Below are 18,817 nucleotides of genomic sequence, written 5' to 3'. Positions count from 1 at the left end.
CATCGTGAGCGAGACGCCGCTACCTGCCGAACACCAAGCCCCGGAAGCGCATACCAACGGCGGCGAAGGGGCGAACGGGGATCCGTTCTGGTACAAGGATGCGGTCATCTACGAACTGCACGTCAAGGCCTTTTTCGACAGCAACAACGACGGCATCGGCGACTTCGCCGGCCTCATCCAGAAGCTCGACTACCTGCAGGACCTCGGCGTCACCGCGCTCTGGCTGCTGCCTTTCTACCCTTCGCCCCAGAAGGACGACGGCTACGACATCGCCGACTACCACGGGGTTAATGCCGACTACGGCAGCCGCGCCGACTTCCGGCAGTTCGTACGCCAGGCCCACCGCCGCGGCCTGCGGGTGATCACCGAACTGGTCGTAAACCACACCTCGGACAGCCATCCCTGGTTCCAGGCGGCGCGCCGGGCACCGCCCGGCTCGAGCAAGCGCGATTACTACGTGTGGAGCGACAGCAATAGCCGCTACGCCGGCACGCGCATTATCTTCAGCGATACCGAAACCTCGAACTGGACCTACGACGCGGTGGCGCAGGCCTACTACTGGCATCGTTTCTTCTCGCACCAGCCCGACCTCAACTTCGACAACCCCTCAGTCAGGAAGGCCCTGGTCCGGGTCATGCGTTTCTGGCTCGACCAGGGCGTCGACGGCTTCCGACTCGACGCCATCCCCTACCTCTGCGAACGCGAGGGCACCAACAACGAGAACCTTCCCGAGACCCACGCCGTGGTCAAGGAAATCCGCGCCGTCATCGACGCCCACTACCGCGGCCGTCTGCTGCTGGCCGAAGCCAACCAGTGGCCGGAGGACGTCCGCGACTATTTCGGCGACGGCGACGAATGCCACATGGCCTACCACTTCCCGCTCATGCCGCGCATGTACATGGCCATCGCCCAGGAGGACCGCCACCCGGTGGTCGAAATCATGCAGCAGACGCCGGACATCCCGGAGAGCTGCCAGTGGGCCATCTTCCTGCGCAATCACGACGAACTGACGCTGGAAATGGTGACCAGCAAGGAACGCGACTACATGTACCAGATGTATGCCGCCGACCGTCGCGCCCGCATCAACCTCGGCATCCGCCGCCGCCTGGCACCGCTCATGGAAAACGACCCCGAGCGCATCAAGCTGATGAACGCCCTGCTGATGTCGATGCCCGGCTCGCCGATCATTTACTACGGCGACGAACTCGGCATGGGCGACAACGTCTACCTCGGCGACCGCGACGGGGTGCGCACGCCGATGCAGTGGAGCCCGGACCGCAACGCTGGCTTCTCCAAGGCCGACCCGCAACGCCTTTACCTGCCGCCGATCATGGACCCGGTCTACGGCTATGAGGCGGTGAACGTCGAGGCCCAGGCGCGCGATCCGTCCTCGCTGCTCAACTGGACGCGACGCCTGCTCGCCGTGCGCAAGGGCTTCAGCGCCTTCGGCCGCGGCAGCCTGGTCTTCCTCCATCCCGGCAACCGCAAGATCCTCGCCTTCCTGCGCGAATACGAAGACCAGACCCTGCTTTGCGTCGCCAACCTGGCGCGCACGGCGCAGCCGGTGGAACTCGACCTCGCCACCTACAAGGGACGGGTGCCGGTGGAACTGCTCGGCCGCACGCCATTCCCGCCGGTCGGCGAACTGCCTTACCTGATCACGCTGCCGGGCCACGGTTTCTACTGGTTCCGCCTAGCCACCGGCGAAGCCGCGCCGGGCTGGCACGAGAACCGCCTGCCGCCCGAAGAGGCGCCGGTCCTGGTTTTCTTCGACGGCTGGCACAGCCTCTTCCGGGAGCGTGTCGTGCCCTGGCGCATCGGCCTCGCCGAGAAGCTGCGGGCCCAGCTCGAACGCGAAACCCTGCCGCGCTTCATCGCCCTGCAGCGCTGGTTCGGGAGCCAGGGCGGGGCGGTGCGCCAGGCTGCCCTGGTCGACCATGCCGAATGGAACGATCCCCGCGGCAACTGGTTCCTCGCCGTGTTCCGCGTCGAAACCGGGGCCGGGGCGACGGCCAGCGCCGCCAACTATTTCCTGCCGCTGACCCTGGTCTGGGAAAGCGACGAGGAACGCTCGCGCGCCATGCTGCCAGCCACCGTGGCCCGGGTCCGCATGCAGGCCCAGCTCGGGGTGCTGGGCGACGCCTTCGTCGACGAGAGCTTCGCCCGCGCCCTGGTCGACGCCATCGGTGCCGGCCGGGAGTTCAGTTGCGCCCACGGCGCCATCCGCTGCACCCCGAGCGCCGCCTTCGCCGCTCTCGTCGGCGACGATCCGGCCCTGCTGACGCCGGTGCGCCCGCCGGCCGCGCAGAGCAGCAACAGCATCCGCATCCTCGGGCAGCGGCTCTTTCTCAAACTCTATCGCCATCTCCAGGCCGGGATTTGCCAGGAACTGGAAATCGGCCGTTTCCTGACCGACGTCGCCCATTTTCCCAACTGCGTACCGGTCGCCGGCGCCATCGAATATCTCCCGCCGCCGGCAGCGAAATTGGCAAAGACAGCGGCAGCATGACGCTGGCCCTGCTCCAGAGCTACGTCGAGAACCAGGGCGACGGCTGGAGTTACACCCTGGCTTACCTCGAGCGCTTTTTCGAGAACTTCGAGGCGGCCGCTGGCGGCGCACTGCCGGCCGACGTGCATGGCGCCTATCTCGCCCTGGTCCGCACCCTGGGCCAGCGCACGGCCGAATTGCACCAGGCCCTGGCGCTGACGACGGGCGACCCGCTGTTCGACCCGGAACCGATCGCCGAGCGCGATCTCGGCGGCTGGACGCAGAGCGCCGGCGAAGAGGCAATGGCCAGCCTGGCGCAGCTCGAACACGCCCTGCCGAGCCTGCCGGCGAACGCGCGGCCGCTCGCCGAGACCTTGCTGGCGCGGCGCCAGGAACTGCTGGCGCGGATCGCGGGCGCCGCCCCGGCCACTCTCGAATCGCTGAAGATCCGCCAGCACGGCGACTACCATCTGGGGCAGGTGCTGGTCGCGCGCAACGATTTCATCATCATCGATTTCGAAGGCGAGCCGACGCGCAGCCTGGCCCAGCGGGGGCAAAAGAGTTCGCCGCTGCGCGATGTCGCCGGCATGCTGCGCTCCTTCGATTATGCGGTACGCACGGTGCTGGCCCGCGTTGCCGGCGAGTCGCCCAAGGATAGCGAGGCGCTGACGGCGCAGGCCGATGCTTGGCGCGCGGAGGTAACAGGCACCTTCCTCGACAGCTACGTGGCGACGGCCGCCGCCGGTGGCGCCCGGCTCCATGGCGAATGGTCGGAAGGGCGCCGGCTGCTCGACCTGTTCCTGCTCGAAAAGGCGCTTTACGAACTGCGCTACGAGCTGGCCCACCGGCCGGACTGGGTGTTCCTGCCGTTGCAGGGCATCCTGGCGGCGCTCGATGCGACGCCCGGCGACTGAGGAGAATGGCATGGAAACGATCGACCTCGCCCTTGAAAGCCTGCGCATGCTGCTCTCCGAAGCGGCGGCCTTTCTCCCCCGGGTACTGCTCGCGGTGGCGATCGCCATCGCCGGCTGGCTGCTCGCCAAGGCAGCACGCTTCACCGTCGTCAAGGCCCTGCGCTCGATCAACTTCCACGTCATGACCGAGCGCGCCCGCATCGACGCCTTCTTGCAGATGGGCGGCTCGACGGCCGACACCACCGCTCTTCTCGGCACGCTGGTCTATTGGCTGGTGATCGTCGCCGCCCTGATCATGGCCTGCAACAGTCTGGACCTGAGTTACGTCAGCGAGCTGCTGTCCCGCATCGCCCTGTTCGTGCCGCGCGTCATCCTGGCCGTGGTGATCCTCGCTGGCGGCGCCTACTTCGCCTACTTCATCGACGGCAGCGTCACCATCTACGGCCGCAACGTCGGCTTCGACGAAGCGCCGCTGCTCGGCCGCCTGGCGCGCTATGCGGTCATGCTTTTCGTCGTCCTGATCGCCCTCGAACAGTTGGGCATCGCCGGCGACATCATCCGCGAGAGCTTCCTGATCATCCTCGCCGGCATCGTGCTCGCCCTGGCCCTGGCCTTCGGCCTGGGCGGCCGGCAATGGGCGGCCAACCTGCTGGAGCGCTGGTGGCCGCAACAGAAGAAGAGGGAGCCCGGCAATGACTAGTCTCCGCCGACCGCAGCAAGGGGCGATGCCGCCGCAGGCGGCCTGAAGCGATGGATATTCCGCTCTCCGCCGTCTGGCCCGGCGCTCCCTATCCGATCGGCGCCATCTGGGATGGCGAGGGGGTCAATTTCGCCCTCTTTTCGGAGCATGCCCACAAGGTCGAGTTATGCATCTTCGATCGCCAGGGACGGCGCGAAACCCAGCGCATCGAACTGCCCGAGCGGACCGGCCAGATCTGGCACGGCTACCTGCCCGAGGCCCGCCCCGGGCTGCTCTACGGCTACCGCGTGCACGGCCCCTACGCCCCGCTGCACGGTCACCGTTTCAATCCGCACAAGCTCCTGCTCGACCCCTACGCACACGACATCGTCGGCGCCATCCGCTGGAGCGACGCCCATTTCGGCTACCGGGTCGGCGGCCGCTACGGCGATCTGCGCATCGATCGCCGCGACGACGCCGCCGGCATGCCGCGCTGCCGGGTGGTCGATCCCGCCTTCACCTGGGGCGACGACCGGCCGCCGCGCACGCCGTGGCACGAAACGGTGATCTGCGAGCTGCACGTCAAGGGCTTCACCATCGGCCACCCGGATATTCCGCCGCCCTTGCGCGGCACCTACGCCGGGCTCGTCACGGCGCCGGTCATCGCCCATCTGCAGGCGCTGGGCATTACCGCGGTCGAACTGATGCCGGTGCATACCGCCGTTGACGACCGCCATCTGGTGAGCCGGGGGCTGGCCAATTACTGGGGCTACAACTCGATCGGCTATTTTTCCCCGGACGCCCGCTACTCGGCCACCGGTTCGATCAAGGAGTTCAAGAGCATGGTCAAGGTACTGCATTCGGCCGGCATCGAGGTTATCCTCGATGTCGTGTACAACCATACCGCGGAGGGCAGCCAGCTCGGGCCGACGCTATGTTTCCGCGGCATCGACAACGCCGCCTACTACCGCCTGTCGCCCGAGGATCCGCGCTACTACCGGGACTACACCGGCTGCGGCAATACGCTCAACCTGCAGCATCCGCATGTCCTGCAGCTGATCATGGACAGCCTGCGCTACTGGGTCGAGGACATGCACATCGACGGTTTCCGCTTCGACCTGGCTTCGGCGCTGGCCCGCGAGCTGCACGAGGTGGACCGGCTGAGCGCCTTTTTCGACATCATCCACCAGGACCCGGTGCTGTCCCAGGTCAAGCTCATCGCCGAGCCGTGGGACCTGGGCGAGGGCGGCTACCAGGTCGGCAATTTCCCCTTCGGCTGGGCCGAGTGGAACGACCGCTACCGCGACGCCGTGCGCGCCTACTGGAAAGGCGACGGCGGCCTGATCGGCGAATTCGCCTATCGCGTCACCGGCTCCAGCGACCTTTACGCCTCGAGCGGGCGGCGGCCCCACGCCAGCATCAACTTCGTCACTGCCCACGACGGCTTCACCCTCGAAGATCTGGTCAGCTACGACGCCAAGCACAATGAAGCCAACGGCGAGGACAATCGCGACGGCAGCGACCGCAACCTGTCCTGGAACTGCGGCGTCGAGGGGCCGACCGCCGATCCGGCGGTCCTCGTGCTGCGCGCCCGCCAGAAACGCAACCTGATGGCCACCCTGCTGCTCTCGCAGGGGGTGCCGATGCTGGTCGCCGGGGACATTCTGGGGAGCAGCCAGGGCGGCAACAACAACGCCTATTGCCAGGACAACGCGACGAGCTGGATCGATTGGCAACTCGATCCGCCCCGGCGCAATTTCCTCGCCTTTGTCGGCCACCTGCTGCGCCTGCGCAAGCGGCATCCGGGATTTCGCCGCCGCCGCTTCTTCGAGGGGCGCCCGCTCAAGGGTAGCGGCGTCAAGGACATCCTGTGGATGAACCCGGACGGCAGCGAAATGAGCGACGAAGCCTGGCAAGAAAGCTATGCCCGCTGCCTCGGCATGTTCCTCGCCGCCAGCGGCCTCGACGAGCGCGACCGGCGCGGCCGCCGGGTGCGCGACGACAACCTGCTGGTGCTCTTCAACGCCCACCACGAGACGCTCCCCTTCCAACTGCCCGATTGGGAGAACAGCCGGGTCTGGGAACTGCTCCTCGACACCGCCAGCGGCGAAGTCGGCCAGGGCCGGACTTGCCCCGGCGGCCAGCCGTTCCCGCTGGTCGGGCGCTCGATGGCCCTGTTCCGCCTGGCGCGGCCGGCTCCTGACCAGTGGGTGGCGCAATGAGCAGGAAGCAGGGGCCCCGCCGCGCGGGGATGCGCCCGCCCGCGAATGCCGCCCACCGCCGACGCGAGGCGGCCCGGAGCACGATGACAGACAAGGAGGCGACGCAATGAATCCGCTCCACCGCAGCCACCGCATGCCCTTCGGCAGCCAACTCGAACCCGGCGGCGGCGTGCATTTCCGGCTGTGGGCGCCATCGGCGCGGCAGGTCAGCCTGTGTCTCGAGGCGGCCGAGTTGCCGATGCCGGCGATCGGGCAGGGCTGGTTCGCGGTCGACGTGCCGGAGGCCGGGGCGGGCAGTCGCTACCGCTTCCGCATCGACGGCGGACGGCTCGTCCCCGATCCCGCCTCCCGCTTCAACCCCGAGGACGTGCACGGGCCGAGCGAAGTCATCGACCCCGCCGCCTTCGCCTGGGCCGACGGCGACTGGCGCGGCCGGCCCTGGGAGGAGGCGGTGATCTACGAGCTGCACGTCGGCAGCTTCACGGCGGAGGGCAGCTTCGCCGCCGTCGCCGGCCGCCTCGACGACCTGGCGGAACTCGGCGTGACGGCTATCGAACTGATGCCGGTGGCGGATTTTCCCGGCCGCCGCAACTGGGGCTACGACGGCGTCCTGCCCTTTGCGCCGGACAGCAGCTACGGCCGGCCGCACGACCTGAAACGCCTGATCCAGGCCGCTCATGCGCGGGGCCTGATGGTGCTGCTCGATGTCGTCTACAACCACTTCGGGCCGGAAGGCAACTACCTGCACACCTACGCCGAGCCTTTCTTCAACGCCGCGCGCCGCACGCCCTGGGGGCCGGCCATCAATTTCGAAGGTCCGGACAGCGAGCCGGTGCGCAGCTTCTTCATCCACAACGCCCTCTACTGGCTCGAGGAATATCACTTCGACGGGCTGCGCATCGATGCCGTCCATGCCATCGACGACGCCTCGACGCCGGATATCGTCGAGGCGCTGGCCGCCGCCGTGCGCCAGGGGCCGGGCCGCCAGCGCCAGATCCACCTGATCCTGGAGAACGACCGCAACCAGGCCCGCTACCTCGGCCGCGATGCGGAAGGCGCGCCGTGCTGCGCGACGGCCCAGTGGAACGACGATTTCCATCACCCGCTGCACCGCCTGCTGACCGGCGAAGCGGAGGGCTACTATGGCGACTACGCCGCGCTCTTCGGCGCGCCGGCCCGCCACCTCGCCCGCGCCCTCGGCGAAGGCTTCGCCTTCCAGGGCGAATTCTCGCCGTATCGCGGCCATGTACCGCGCGGCGAACCGAGCGACCACCTGCCGCCGACCGCCTTCGTCGGCTTCCTGCAAAACCACGACCAGGTGGGCAACCGGGCCTTCGGCGAACGCCTCGGCCAGCTGGTGCCGCCGGAGGCGCTGGCGGCGGCGACCGCCATCCTGCTGCTCGCCCCGGCGCCGCCGCTGCTGTTCATGGGCGAGGAATTCGCCGCCGCCCAGCCATTTCTCTATTTCTGCGATTTCGAACCGCAACTGGCGGCGGCGGTGCGCGCCGGCCGCCGCCGGGAACTCGCCCGCTTCCTGGCCGTCACGGCCGCCGACGGCCCGGCGCAGCCGTCCGAACTGCCCGATCCCAATGCCGAATCCACCTTTGCCGCCTGCGTGCTGGACTGGGCGAGCCGCCTGGCGCCGCCGCATGAGCGCTGGCTGGTTTTCTACCGCAGCCTGCTGGCGATCCGCCGGCAGCAGATCGTGCCGCGCCTGCGCGGCATGAAATCGGGCCAGGCGGCCTGGGACACCCTCGGCGAGGCCGCCCTCGAGGTCGCGTGGCGCCTCGGCGATGGCAGCCGGCTGACCCTTCTCGCCAACCTCGGCGCCGAGCCGGTCGGCCCCGTGGCGCCGCCGCCGGGAGTTGCCATCCACCGCAGCGACAGCCTCACGGCCGAGGATCTGGCCGCCGGCCGCCTGCCGCCCTGGTCCGTAGCCTGGGTGCTCGACGCCGCGGCAAGGAGCGGCAGGGCCGGGCCATGAGCCGCGGCGAGGCCATCCGCCGCCTGGCGGCATGCTGCGGCATCGAGGACGGGTATGACGACTACCGCGGCGAACAGCGCGCGACCAGCGACGCGACCCGGGAAAAACTGCTCGCCGCCCTCGGGCTGGTGCTGGTTGGCGACCTGGAAGCCCTCGCCGATGATCTGGAAACCCGGGATTGGCGCCGTCCGCTGCCGCCGGTGAAGGTGTTGCGGGCCGACGTCGAGCAAGCTGCCGTCGAGCTCACGCTGCCGGCGACGTCTTCGCAGGCGGAGTGGCGCTGGTCGCTGACTTTCGAAAGCGGCGAACGGCAGACCGGCACTTTCCGCCCGCGGCCTTGCCGCTGCGCGCCGAGCGGACCATCGCCGGCACCCGCTTCCAACGCTGGCAACTGCCATTGCCGGCCCTGGGCATCGGCTATCACCGTCTCGAACTGGCTCCGGCCAGCGCCGGGCAGGATGCTGCCGCGGCGACGCAACTCATCGTCACCCCGGCCACTTGCTACTGGCCCCAGGTGCTGCGTGGTGAGTGCAGGGCGTGGGGGCCGACCCTGCAACTCTACGGCCTGCGTTCCCGGCTCAATTGGGGAATCGGCGACTTCACCGACCTGCAGGCCGTCGTCGCCTATGCCGCCGGAGCCGGCGCCGCGCTGGTCGGGGTCAATCCGCTGCATGCGCTGTTCCCCGAGCAGCCTGAGCGGTGCAGTCCCTACAGTCCGTCCAGCCGGCTGTTCCTGAACGTGCTCTACATCGACGTCGAGGCCGTCGCCGATTTCCAGGCCAGCGCCGCGGCCCGCGCCCTGGTCGCAGGCCCTGACTTCCAGGCCCGGCTGCGTGGTCTGCAGGCCGGCGAACTGGTCGACTACGGCCAGGTGGCGGCGGCGAAACTCGAGGCCCTGCGCCTGGCCTTTGCTCATTTTCGCGACCACCACCTAGTGCCTAACACCGCTCGGGCCAAGGCCTGGCGACAGTTCCGCGCCGCCGGTGGTGCAGCGCTCGAGGCACAAGCCTTGTTCGATGCACTGCAGGCCCATTTTCGTGCCGCCGATGGGCAGTCCTGGGGCTGGCCGGCCTGGCCCGCTGAGTTTCAGTCGCCGGATGCCGCGGCGGTCCGCGCCTACGCGGCCGAGCACGGCGAGGAAATCGACTTTTACCTCTACCTGCAGTGGCTGGCCGACCAACAGCTGGCGGCCGCGGCCAGGCAGGACGGCGCGGGCGGGGCGCCCCGCCTCGCCATCGGCCTGTACCAGGATCTGGCCCTCGGCATCGATCCGGGCGGCGCCGAGGCCTGGAGCGGGCAGGCGTGGTACGCCCGGGGCGCCCATCTCGGCGCGCCGCCCGACGATTTCAGCCGCGACGGTCAGGACTGGGGGCTGCTGCCCTGCTGCCGCAGGCCTTGCGCGAGACTGCCTACGCGCCCTTCATCGCCACCCTGCGCGCCGCGATGCGCCACGCCGGCGCCCTGCGCATCGACCATGTCATGGCCCTCGAGCACGTCTTCTGGGTGCCGTCCGGGGAGGGTGCGGCGGCCGGTGCCTATGTCCGCTATCCCTTCGCCGACCTGCTCGGCATCCTGGCCCTGGAGAGCCAGCGCCACTGCTGCGCCGTCATCGGCGAGGATCTCGGTACCGTACCCGCCGGGTTCCGGGCCGCCGTGGCCGAGCGCGGCGTGCTCTCTTATCGCCCGCTCTTCTTCGAACGCGACGACGGCGGCGGTTTCAAGGCGCCGGCCGCCTATCCGCGCCAGGCGCTGGCCGTGGTCGGCACCCACGACATGGCGACCCTCTATGGTTACTGGCAGGGCCGCGACATCGACACCCGCGCCGCTCTCGGCCAGCTGCCCGCGCCGGCGCAGCTGGAAGCCGCCGTCGTGGCACGGGCCGGCGACCGCGCCCGCTTGCTGCTCGCCTTGCAGCGCGAAGGCTTGTTGGCGGAAGGCAGCGCGCTGCCGACAGCCGCCGTGCCGGCGATGACGGCCGAGCTGGCGCTGGCGATACACGCTTACCTGGCCCGCTCGCCGACCATGCTGCTCGGTGTCCAGCTCGAGGACGTCTTCGGCGTCATCGACCAGACCAACCTGCCGGGGACCACGACCAGCCATCCCAACTGGCGGCGCCGCCTGCCGCTGGAACTCGAAGCCTGGGCGGACGAACCGCGCCTGCTGGCACTGGCCGAGATGCTGCGCCGCGAGCGCGGGCCGGCGGCCGGCGCGCTGCCGGAGTCGCGACCTCCGCGGAGCGCAGCCAGGGCGGCGCAAATCCCCCGCGCCACCTACCGTCTTCAGCTCAATCGCGACTTCACCCTGGCCCAGGCCACGGCAATCGTGCCCTACCTGGCCGAACTCGGCATCAGCCACTGCTACCTCTCGCCCTGCCTGAAGGCTCGGCCGGGCAGCACGCACGGCTACGACATCGTCGACTACAACGCCTTCAATCCGGAAATCGGCACGGCCGGGGAATTCCGGCATTTCGCGGCGACCCTGCGGGACCATGGCATGGGCCTGATTCTCGACTTCGTGCCCAACCACATGGGGGTCATGGGCGCCGACAACGCCTGGTGGCTGGACGTGCTGGAAAATGGCCCGGCGGCAGCCCACGCCGACTATTTCGACATCGACTGGCAACCCCTGAACCCGGAGCTGCAGGGCAAGGTCCTGCTGCCCATCCTCGGCGAACACTACGGCACGGTCCTCGGGCGTGGCGAACTGAGCCTGGCTTTCGATGCCGGGCGCGGCGAATTCAGCCTCCACTACTACGCCCATCGGCTGCCCATCGATCCGGCCGGCTATGGGCGAATCATCGCGGACCGCTTCGACCTCCTGGGCGCCACCCTGGGCGCCGGCGACGAAAGTCTGCTCGAACTGCAGAGCCTGGCGACCGCTTTCGGCCACTTGCCGGAGCGCGGCGATACGAGGCCGGAGAGGATCGCCGAACGGCAGCGCGACAAGGAGGTGCACAAGCGTCACCTGGCCGCTCTTTGTAGCGCCGCGCCGGCGATTGCCGCGCATCTCGCGGCCAACGTCGCCGCCCTGAACGGCGGCGCCGGGCCGGACGACGATGCGGCGGCGCCAGACAACGGCGAGCGTTTCGATGCGCTGCACGCCCTGATCAAGGCGCAGGCCTACCGCCTGGCCTACTGGCGCGTCGCCGCCGACGAGATCAACTACCGCCGCTTTTTCGACCAGAACGACCTGGCCGCCGTGTGCATGGAGAATCCCGAGGTCTTCGCCGACTGTCACCGCCTGGTACTGTCGCTGGTGGACGAAGGACTGGTGCAGGGGTTGCGCATCGATCATGCCGACGGGCTCTACGACCCGGCCCGCTATTTCCGCCACCTGCAGGCCGCAGCCGGCGCCCGCGAAGGCACTGGCGCGACGCCCCGGCGGCGGCGCCAACTGCCGCTCTACCTGGTGATCGAAAAAATTCTCGCCGAGGGCGAGCGGCTGGCCGAAGAGTGGCCCATCCACGGGGATACCGGCTACCGCTTCGCCAACCAGGTCAATGGCCTCTTCGTCGATGCCGCGGCGGAGCAACGCATGAGCCGGATCTATGCCGAATTCACCGGCCGCCGGACAGAATTCGACGAACTGGTGCATGACGCGAAGAAACTGATCATCCGCTGGTCGCTGCAGGGCGAGCTCAATGTCCTCGCCAGCCAGCTGTCGCGCATTGCGGCGGCCAGCCGCCACACCTGCGATTTCACGTTGAACGGCCTGCGCGCGGCACTGGCCGAGGTAGTGGCCTGTTTCCCGGTCTATCGCAGCTATTTCGCCGCCGGCCAGCTCGGCACCCAGGACCGTCGCCTGATCGAGCGGGCCGTGGCCGTCGCCAAGCGGCGCAGCCCGGCGGCCGACATCAGCGTCTTCGATTTTGTCCGTGCCGTCCTCAGCGGCGACATCGCCGGCGACGGCAGCGACGCCTACCGGCAGCGGGTGTGGACCTTCGCCATGAAATTCCAGCAATACACGGCGCCAGTCATGGCCAAGGGTATGGAGGACACGGGCTTCTATCGCTATCACCGGCTCGTCTCGCTCAACGATGTCGGCGGCGACCCGCGCCGTTTCGGCATCACCGTGGCGGCCTTCCATGCCCTCAGCCGGGCGCGGGCGCAGCGCTGGCCGTACACCATGCTGGCCGCCTCGACCCACGACAGCAAACGCTCCGCGGATGTGCGCGCGCGCATCGATGTCCTCTCCGAGATTCCCGCCGCCTGGAAAGTCGCCCTGAACCGCTGGCGGCGCCTCAACCGCAGCAAGAAACGCGTGGTGGAGGGCCAGCCGGCGCCTTCGCGCAACGACGAGTACCTGATCTACCAGACCCTGTTCGGCACCTGGCCGCTGCACGAGATGAGCGACGCGGCACTGGCCGACTACCGGCAGCGCATCGGCTGCTACCTGTTGAAGGCAGTGCGCGAAGCCAAGGAACAGAGCAGTTGGATCAACATCAATGACGAATATGAGGCCGCCCTCAGCGCCTTCGTCGATGGCCTGCTGGCGCCCGGGGCGAACAACCTGTTCCTTGCCGACTTCGGGCCGGCGGCGCGCCGCCTGGCGCATTTCGGGCTGCTGAATGGCCTGGCCCAGACCCTGGTCAGGCTGACCTCGCCGGGCGTGCCGGACATCTACCAGGGCGACGAGCTATGGCAGTTCAACCTGGTGGACCCGGACAACCGGCGGCCGGTCGATTTTGCCTGGCGGGAGCGTTGGCTGGCCGAACTCCGGGAGCTGAGGAGCGCGCGCCCCGGCGCCCCGGCGGCGGGCTGGGGGCCGGCGCTGCGCGAACTGGCGGCGGAGATGGCCGACGGTCGCCTCAAGCTCTACATGATCTGGTGCACGCTGCAATGGCGTCGGCGTTGGTCCGAGGTGTTCCGCGACGGCGACTATCTGCCGCTGCCGGCCGGCGGTCGCGATGCCGCCCATGTCTGCGCCTATGCCCGGCGCCTGGGCGAGCGGGCGGTCATCACGGTGGTGCCGCGACTCGATCTCAAACGCCAGGGCGGGCGGGGCACGGCCCCAGAGGGACGGGCGGCATGGGGCGACACGCGGATCGAATTGCCGTCCCCGCTGGCCGGACAGCCGTGGTTCAATGTCCTGACCGGCCAGGTCTGGCGGCCGGCCGGCGGGGCGGGGAGTGGGGCACCAGAAGCCCTGGCGCTCGATCGCCTGCTCGAGTATTTTCCGGTGGCCTTGCTGGCCAGCGGCCCGGATGCCTTGCCGGAAGCGGGGGAGATATGAAACCGAGTGAAATGGACGGTGTGCCGGCCGGCGGTGGCCCCGGATTCCCGCCATCTTCGGCGCGCGATGGCGAGGCGCTGATCGCCGAGTGCACCGCGCGGGCCATCGCTCTGCTGCACGCCAATCTCGGGCCGCAGGGTTTTCGCGCGGCGACGCCCGGCAGCGATGCCCGGCAGCGCGGCTACGACCGGGTTTTCGGGCGCGATGCGGCGATCTGCGCCATCGCCGCCGCCCACTGCGGCGACGGCGAACTGATCGCCGGCGCCGAGCGCAGCCTGCTGGCCCTGAGCGCCCAGCAGGCGGCCAACGGGCAAATTCCGAAATATGTCGATGCCGAGGCGAACAGTGCCGATTTCTGGTATCTCGGCTGTATCGACGCCACCCTGTGGTGGCTGATAGCCATCGCCCATCTCGCACGCCGCGTCCCGGGACTGGATCGGCGCCTGCGCGACCCGATCGGACGGGCTCTCGGCTGGCTTTCGTGCCAGGAGCATCAGCAGATCTTCCTGCTCCAGCAGAACGAAGCCAGCGACTGGGCCGACATCATGCCGCGCTCGGGCTTCGTGCTCTACAGCAACGCCCTCTGGTACTACGTCAAGGGACTCTACCGGCTGCCCCATGTCGGCGAAACCGGCGAACACTTCAATTACCTCTTTCATCCCTTCGGTCTGGACCGCGCCGACTACAAGCGCCTGCGCCTGTTGATCCATTACGCCCGGCGCAAACCGATCAATAAGGAGATGTACCTGAGCTTCGTCAATCTCGGTTACTGGGGCGAGGAGGGCGATGTCTTCGGGAACTTGCTGGCGACCTTGTTCGGTCTGGCCGACGAGTACCGCACCAGTCGTATCCTGGCCTGCATCCAGCGTAACCAGGTCGGCGCCGCCTTCCCGGTGCGCGTCACCTGCACGCCGATCAGCCAGTGCGATCCATTCTGGCGGACCTACATGGGCCGCCACCGCCAGAATCTCGAATACTGCTATCACAACGGCGGCATCTGGCCTTTCGTCGGCGGCTTCTGGGTCCTGGCGCTGGCAGCCGTCGGCCGGCAAGCGCAGGCAGCGCAGGAACTGGCCGGGCTGGCGCGGGCCAATGCGGCCAACGGCTGGCGATTCACCGAGTGGTTCCACGGCCGCAGCGGCCGGCCCGAAGGCATGCCGGGACAGTCCTGGAATGCCGCGATGTTCCTGCTCGCCCGCCACGGACTCGGCAACCGCGTCTTCCGGCGGATCTACGATGCAACCGAGGGCACCAGGGCCGGCGGCTGAGATGATCGCGATGCTGGTCAACAAGCTGCCTGACAGCCAATGCCTGCAACTCGGCAGTAAGCATTCGTCTGGAACGGCAGTTGTAATCGGTTGCCGGCCACTCAGCCTGTGATGGCCTGAAGGATAGCAGCGGGCACGTTTCTGCTAGTCACCCAGCAGGGGGAAACTGGGTGGCTCTGTTGGTCAACGACAGTGAGCCTGTGCGCTCAAGCTAGCAAGAATGCACACCGGCAAGCCTCCGGTATGGAGCACTCAGACCATGCGCCGATAACCCCCCTCGACGCCGCTCGGCGAGAGCACGATCTGCCAGAGTTGATTGGTGCGGGCGCGGAACGATCCGGCGCAGGCGAGCAGGTAATAGCGCCACATGCGCCGGAAGCGCTCGCCGCGATGTTCGGCGAACCGGGGCCAGGCCGCTTCGAAACGCTCGTTCCAGGCCATCAGCGTGCGGTCGTAGTCGGCGCCGAAGTTGTGGACATCCTCGATGACGAAGCATTCTTCCGAGGCGTCGGCAATCTGGCCGAGCGAGGGCAGGTCGGCGTTGGGAAAGATATAGCGGTCGATCCACGGTTCGGCCGGGGTGCTACGCTGGTTTTTCCCGATCGTGTGCAGCAGGAACAGGCCATCATCCCGCAGGCAGCGCCGGGCGACGGCAAAGAAGGGGCGATGGTTCTTGTTGCCGACGTGCTCGAACATGCCGATCGAGGCGACGCAGTCGAATTGGCCGTGCTGGCCGCCATCGCGGCCGAAGTCTCGATAATCGATCAACTGGAACTCGACCGGCAGTCCGGCGCAGCGCTGCCGCCCGAGTTCCGCCTGGGCGCGCGAAATCGTGATCCCGACGCAGCTTGCGCCGTAATGCTCGGCGGCATAGCGCATCAGGCTCCCCCAGCCGCAACCGATGTCGAGCAGGCGCATGCCGGGACGCAGGCCGAGCTTGCGGCAGATCAGGTCGAGCTTGGCGGTCTGCGCCTCGTCCAACGTTGCCGCGTCGGCCCAGTAGCCGCAGGTGTAAGCCATGTGGCCGTCGAGCATGGCGGCGAAGAAATCGTTGCCGATATCGTAGTGCACCTCGCCGACCCGCCAGGCCCGACGCAGGCTCTGCAGATTGAATAGGCGTGCCCGCACGACCTGCAGCACGCGCAGGGCGGCGCCGGCCTTTTCGTCGAGCCGGGCGGACAGCAGGCGGGCGATGAACTCGTCGAGCCGGGGGCAATCCCACCAGCCCTCCATGTAGCTCTCGCCCAAGCCGAGACTGCCGCGCGCCAGGATGCGTTGGGCCGCCTGCGGATAATGGAGTTGGATGTCCCAGGGCCGGTCGCCGTCGATACGGATATCCGCCTCGGCCAGCAATGACGCGAAGGCCGCCACGTCCCGCGAAACAGAGCCGGCGCGGGCGGCGCCGGCCGGGCGCCGGGGGGTGCGGCTCGTTCCCGGACAAACCGGGCCGGGCGGCGCAAAAGCCGTCTGGCCGGACACCGGCTGCTGCAAGCTGGCAGCCGACCGCCAGCGTTCGCCGGAGAGGTTGCCAGGATGATCTCTGCGTGTGATTTTCGCTTGCATACGAGCCTCACTGAGTTTGTTTCATTTGATCCCGATTGGCGCCGGGTGGTTCCACGGGGCGGCTCGAGCGGCGGGGAGGGCGGTCGGCTCCCGAAACCTGCCCGGCCAGCGCCTGGCTACAGGTCGCCGCGTCACGCACACCCAGGTCGACAAAGGGCAGGATGGCGGCCAGCGGGTTGAGCAGGGCGAGGCCCAGGGCACCCGCCGCCCGGGCGGCGATCGGGGTGGCATCCGCGGAGAGCTTGGGGGTGGCGAAGGAGCCGCGCACCCGCAATGGCGTGCGCAGGGTTAGCGGCGAGACGTTCTGGGGCTTGGCGGTGAGGCGCAGGTCCAGTTGTTCCTGAACAAAATCGATGTTGCCGTCGATCATGACCACCGTTACCGGTGTCGCGATCATGGCGACGCGGGGCGTCATGCGGCCGCTTCGGGCATCGAGATCGATCACGGCGCACTCCACCGGCTGCCGGTCATCACCGCGCAGCAGCAAACCCAGACCTTGGGCGACATCGAGCCCCATGGCTTCGAGCGCCAGGTGGGAAAGGCTGCCGTCGCGCACGAAAATGGTCGTCCGGCCGTCGAGGGAAGCCAGAAGTTCGGCTGTCGACCGGCCGTGGCCGACGAGTTGGGTGCGGCCGTGCAGCTTGCCGGTGAACCAGGGCGGCGGCGGCTGGTCGGTGGCCTGGCGGCGGATATCGTCGGGGGCCGATTTGGCGGCCTTGAGCCAATTGTCGAGGCGGACGCCGTCCCAGCCGAGGTCGGCGCGCCACTCCGGCCGGGTGGGGCTGGCATCGATCGCCAGTGTGCCGGCGAGAAGGCCCTGGGCGGTGCTGGCATCGATGTCGGACAGGGTCATGCGGCCGCCGTCGAGCGTCAGCTTGGCGCGGAGCGGGGAGATCGGCTGGCGGAATGCGGAACCCAAGTCGACCTGCTCGAGATCAATGGCGATACCGGCGTCGAGGCGAGTCAGCGCCGGCAGGTCGAGCGGGCGGTCGGGCAGGGTGCGGCCGCGCGCCGGGTTAACGACGGCCCCATCTTCATTGCGCGTACCGAAGGCCGGGGCCAGATCGGCGAGGACGAAGTTACGGCCGGTGAGCCGGCCGTCGAGACGCGGCGGTTGCGAGCGCGTGTCGTAGGTAAAATTGCCGGCCAGGTCGCTCTTGCCGACCCGGGCGCTGGTTACCGCTATCTGCCAGACCGGCGAATCCTTGACGACCGTGCCCTGCAAGGTGAACGGGGCGGTGGTGGGCAGTACCGTGTCGAAGAGGCGGCCGAGGACGCTGAGGGAGGGACCTTTGATGGCCACCGCTCCGCGAAAGTCGTCGGCACCGACGGTCCCCGTGAAATCGAGATGCAGCCCGCCATAGTCGGCCTTGCCTTGCGCCGCGATGGGCTCGCCACCTTCCTCCGGCTGGGTGCGCGGCAGCCCGTCGGGCAGGGTGATGCTGGCGCGCAAGGGACGCTCCCTGAGCCGGCCGGAAATCTCGGCGACGGCGGCCGGAGAACCTTCGCTTTCCCGGGTGCCGATTCGGGCATCGAGGTCGGCGGTGAGGGTGGGGTCGCGCAGAACGATTTCACCACTTTGCAGCCCCAGGTGCTCGACAATGGGCGGCGGACGCGTCGTTTCGCTTGCGAATTGCCAGCTTGCCTGACCGTCCGCCAGGCGAATCAGCCGAACGTCGATATAGTCCGCCGCCAGGGCGGCGAGACGCAATGGTTCGGTCGGCCGGCGTAGCGCAAGCAGATCGGCATAATGCAGGCTCAGCTTCAGCCCCTGGGCGTCGACCAGGTGGGGAACAGAAAACTCCGCCGGGGCGGCAATCCACAGCGCGCCCAGTTCAAGGCGGATCGTGCGGCGAAAATGCAGCCGCAACGGCGCCGTAATCCTGACCTCGCGCCCCATCTGCGAGGTCAGGATGGATTCGGCCGGGGCGCGCAGGAAAAACCAGCCGCTGGCCTCACATGCCACGACGGCAGCGATGAGGAGCAAGGGCAGGGCCCAGAGGAAGCGGTGTCGCGCTGTCATCGGCCGACAATGAGGCGGTCAGCCGTGCCGACAGTCGCCGGTGGCGGGTTGGGGCCAAACGAGACGAGGCGTTGCATGGAGATGCCTCCAAATCGATTGTTCGGCGCTCCCAAATTTCCTCGCAGCAGTGAGACGGAAAGCGCCCAATTCCAGTTTAGGCGAACCCGGCCTGGCGATTTGTCGGACGATTCCGAATTCTCTGTCGGGCGATTCCGTCACCATTCGGGCAAACTGCCGGGCTGAGTCAGCAGGGCAGGAACAGTCCTACATCGATTTCAGTTGCTTCCGACAGCAAGTTGCCGGCCGGCTTTCTATGCTGAAATCAACCCCCCGATACACTTGCCGGAGGGATATTTGGCAAATTGTCAGATGCCAACGGAGATCATCCATGAAATCTAAGAATAGTTTTGACTCCTGCCACTTTTCATCAGCATCACCACGGAC

General features: G+C 68.2%; 9 protein-coding genes and 1 pseudogene. 8 read left to right on the top strand and 2 right to left on the bottom strand.

The features are described 5' to 3' along the window. Nucleotides 1-4 precede the first annotated feature (4 nt). The 8 genes and pseudogenes from treS to NQE15_RS15080 all read left to right on the top strand — a co-directional run bounded on the left by treS (nt 5) and on the right by NQE15_RS15080 (nt 14,787). Complete coding sequence (gene treS / locus NQE15_RS15120) at nt 5-2,509, top strand: maltose alpha-D-glucosyltransferase (RefSeq protein ID WP_265942500.1); 2,505 nt, start codon at nt 5-7, stop codon at nt 2,507-2,509. After that, nucleotides 2,506-3,402, top strand: coding sequence for a phosphotransferase (locus NQE15_RS15115; protein WP_265942499.1), 897 nt, complete (start codon nt 2,506-2,508; stop codon nt 3,400-3,402). Before treS ends, NQE15_RS15115 begins: the two co-directional genes overlap by 4 nt. Before the next feature lie 10 nt (nt 3,403-3,412). Then, nucleotides 3,413-4,102, top strand: a complete 690-nt coding sequence (locus NQE15_RS15110) for a mechanosensitive ion channel family protein (RefSeq protein WP_265942498.1) — start codon at nt 3,413-3,415, stop codon at nt 4,100-4,102. A 50-nt stretch (nt 4,103-4,152) separates the two neighbouring features. Then, nucleotides 4,153-6,303, top strand: coding sequence for a glycogen debranching protein GlgX (gene glgX / locus NQE15_RS15105; protein WP_265942497.1), 2,151 nt, complete (start codon nt 4,153-4,155; stop codon nt 6,301-6,303). A gap of 106 nt (nt 6,304-6,409) precedes the next feature. Beyond that, the gene (gene treZ, locus NQE15_RS15100) at nt 6,410-8,287 is read left to right on the top strand and encodes a malto-oligosyltrehalose trehalohydrolase (RefSeq protein WP_265942496.1); all 1,878 of its coding nucleotides are present in this window, start codon (nt 6,410-6,412) and stop codon (nt 8,285-8,287) included. Nucleotides 8,288-8,561: 274 nt separating this feature from the next. Further along, nucleotides 8,562-10,375: pseudogene (malQ, locus tag NQE15_RS24080) on the top strand (4-alpha-glucanotransferase); the annotation flags it as partial. Between the two features lie 87 nt (nt 10,376-10,462). Continuing rightward, nucleotides 10,463-13,519: a malto-oligosyltrehalose synthase gene (treY, locus tag NQE15_RS15085; protein WP_416336545.1), complete on the top strand. Its 3,057-nt coding sequence runs from the start codon at nt 10,463-10,465 to the stop codon at nt 13,517-13,519. Further along, on the top strand, nt 13,516-14,787 hold the full coding sequence (locus NQE15_RS15080; RefSeq protein WP_265942493.1) for a glycoside hydrolase 100 family protein: 1,272 nt from the start codon (nt 13,516-13,518) through the stop codon (nt 14,785-14,787). Before treY ends, NQE15_RS15080 begins: the two co-directional genes overlap by 4 nt. Before the next feature lie 252 nt (nt 14,788-15,039). Here the strand turns inward: NQE15_RS15080 and cfa are convergent, their stop codons facing one another. After that, on the bottom strand, nt 15,040-16,350 hold the full coding sequence (gene cfa / locus NQE15_RS15075; RefSeq protein ID WP_265942492.1) for a cyclopropane fatty acyl phospholipid synthase: 1,311 nt from the start codon (nt 16,348-16,350) through the stop codon (nt 15,040-15,042). Nucleotides 16,351-16,357: 7 nt separating this feature from the next. After that, the gene (locus tag NQE15_RS15070) at nt 16,358-18,373 is read right to left on the bottom strand and encodes an AsmA family protein (protein ID WP_265942491.1); all 2,016 of its coding nucleotides are present in this window, start codon (nt 18,371-18,373) and stop codon (nt 16,358-16,360) included. Between the last annotated feature and the right edge of the window lie 444 nt (nt 18,374-18,817).

It is taken from the genome of Dechloromonas sp. A34 (assembly GCF_026261605.1).
Taxonomy (GTDB): domain Bacteria; phylum Pseudomonadota; class Gammaproteobacteria; order Burkholderiales; family Rhodocyclaceae; genus Azonexus.
Note: the sequence above shows the minus strand (reverse complement) of the source record. Positions and strands in the feature narration are given on the sequence as shown.